The 2410-nt window shown below is 28.8% G+C and carries 3 protein-coding genes and 1 pseudogene; 2 read left to right on the forward strand and 2 right to left on the reverse strand.

The genetic code is table 11. The features are described 5' to 3' along the window. A pseudogene (locus AC3ATN_RS08255) lies at window positions 1–238 on the reverse strand (Crp/Fnr family transcriptional regulator); the annotation flags it as partial. Between the two features lie 253 nt (window positions 239–491). Here AC3ATN_RS08255 and AC3ATN_RS08260 point away from each other — a divergent pair. Both AC3ATN_RS08260 and AC3ATN_RS08265 read left to right on the forward strand, forming a co-directional pair. Next, window positions 492–851, forward strand: coding sequence for a hypothetical protein (locus AC3ATN_RS08260; protein ID WP_487532800.1), 360 nt, complete (start codon window positions 492–494; stop codon window positions 849–851). A gap of 9 nt (window positions 852–860) precedes the next feature. Beyond that, complete coding sequence (locus AC3ATN_RS08265; RefSeq protein ID WP_487532801.1) at window positions 861–1610, forward strand: hypothetical protein; 750 nt, start codon at window positions 861–863, stop codon at window positions 1608–1610. 245 nt (window positions 1611–1855) lie between these two features. Here the strand turns inward: AC3ATN_RS08265 and AC3ATN_RS08270 are convergent, their stop codons facing one another. Beyond that, a complete protein-coding gene (locus AC3ATN_RS08270) occupies window positions 1856–2218 on the reverse strand; it encodes a hypothetical protein (RefSeq protein WP_487532802.1) in 363 nt (120 codons plus the stop codon). Window positions 2219–2410: the final 192 nt, after the last annotated feature.

Raw genomic sequence — 2410 nt, forward strand, 5'->3', positions numbered from 1 at the left:
TAACAAACTGATTTTTAAAACTAAAGCCAAAAGTTATTTCTTTTTCTGGATTATCTCTGGGAATAAATAAGCGAACAATACCAGATTCTATAAATGATATGTGGTTTTCTATTTGATTCACTTTTATAAAAACTGATTTCTTTGTGACTATTCTTCGATGAAGTTTTGAAATAAAAAAATTCCAATCAGAGCTAGATATGGAAGCTATTTTATCTAAATATAATTTTATTTGATGCATTTTTTTTAACAGTGATGATTACTTTCAATAATTATATTTACAATGTATGAAATGTTTTGTTTTAGTTCAGCATTCAATCAGCATCTAAATGGGTGGTGTGTAAATATTTTGTCAGTGGTGAAGATTTAAAACTCAATTATATAAAATCAATTGAACTAGAATTATCTAAAAATTAAATCGTAGAAGCTTTCTAAATGACAGGCACACCATCTTCAATAAGTTCAGGTATTTTTAATTCCTTACATTTAAGAGTATGGAAAAGCTACTTCCAGCATTGCTTTTTGTTCTTTTTTTAGTGTGCAGCTGCTCTCCAACTATTAACAGACCTTTATATGTTAAAAACAAAAATGCAAAGAAATTAATTTTATTAAAGTATGGTAAACCTTCAAAGGTTGAAAATCAAGTAGAAAAAGAAATATGGAGATATGACTATACTAGTCAGTTCAAGAGCAATAGGACGGTTGTTTTTGACAACTCTGGCGTAATCATTGCTAATAAAAAACACTATAAGGCTTTTCATATGATTACTGGATTTAACAAACACGGATATATTTCTGTAGGAATTACGCTTGCCTTGTACATAATATTTGGTCCCTTTCCTGCTTTACTTTAAAAAATATTTATGAACCACAGGCATATCTTCTTCAGTAAGTTCAGGTGTTTTTTTATTTGTTTGTCTCTTAGTTTATCTACAAATGCTCAAACTTTCATTAATGTTGAGTCAGGAGTATTATTTACAGGCTTAAATAATATTCGTAATGGAACTAATGGAACGCTATTTTCTCTGAAGAATGATTTGTCTACTCCACCAGGTATATTTTTAAGAATTCGGGCCGGTTTTTTATTAAATAATAAACATCACTTTTCAATTCTTTATGCTCCATTAAAAAGTTTAGTAACTGGAACATTAGATAGGAATATTCTTTTTGATGAAAAAAATTTTAGAGAGAACACAACATTAGAAGCTGTTTATAAGTTTAATTCATATAGACTTACCTATAATCGAAGAATCATAAATAACAACAATTTTAAATTTGGTCTTGGCCTTTCTGCAAAAATTAGAGATGCCGGAACCTCTTTGAAAAACAAGGAACTATTAAGTGAAAATTTCAGTATTGGTTTTGTACCACTAATAAATGTATTATCCGATTGGAATATCTCTCAAAAAGTGGGTGTGAATTTTTTAGGAGAAGGTATAATTGCAAGTAAAGGTAGAGCAATTGACCTTTCCTTATCTGGAAGATATAATTTCACTAAAGGTCTTCAAGGAAACATTGGTTATAGGCTACTTGAAGGTGGAGTGGATGGATCTAATAGGTATAATTTTGTTCAATTCCATTTTGTTTTGATAAGCTTAAACTTTTCATTTTGAAGAGCAGTAACTAAAACTAAACACTAATTAAGTTTAGAGGGGGTTACCAGTCTTTTTTGAAGTTTATAAATAACCACGTTATTAAACCAAAAACTATAACAAGTCCAAAAACTAAATAAGTAGAGAGTTTTTCATTCAGTTTTTTCATTCTCTAAAGATAGAAATTAAGTTTAGGAGGTTTCGTGTGTCAAAGAAATTATTCTAAAACCTTAACAAATACCAGTTAATTTTTTTCGCTTTGCTGTTCAATTAACTTTAGTGGTGTTTTTTTTAAACCAGAGCATTATTCTGTTATTATTTGAAAATGTCAAATTTGAAAAACCAAAATTATTACTCCGGTTGTTACTTAATGGAATGTTTCCGTTAATGTCAAGTTCTATTCCAGATGTTACTTTTTCCAGGGTGAAACCATTATTTTGATATTCATTTATGAGATTGACAATAGAAGGGTTTTTGATTTTTTTTCTATTTATTTTTTCTCCACCATCATCAATCATTACAGACAATTCTTTAGAGTTTTGATTTACAATATCAACAATAACCCACTCTTGGGAATGTGTTTTTGTAATAAAGAGAAAAAAGGAAAAGACAAATAAAATTATTTTCATAGTACTGGATTTTATCCAAAGATAACAATACTTGATTAGCTAAAGTATTTATAGGCCTTAGCCAAAATACATATAATGAGGGCAATGGCAATCGGAATCCACCAACCTTTCTTTTTGTTTTCTTGTTCTGCCCAATCATTAAATTCTTTCCAACTCATTGCTATTCCTTTTCCTTTAAAGATAATAATGTTT

This window comes from Candidatus Marivariicella sp. (assembly GCF_983056325.1).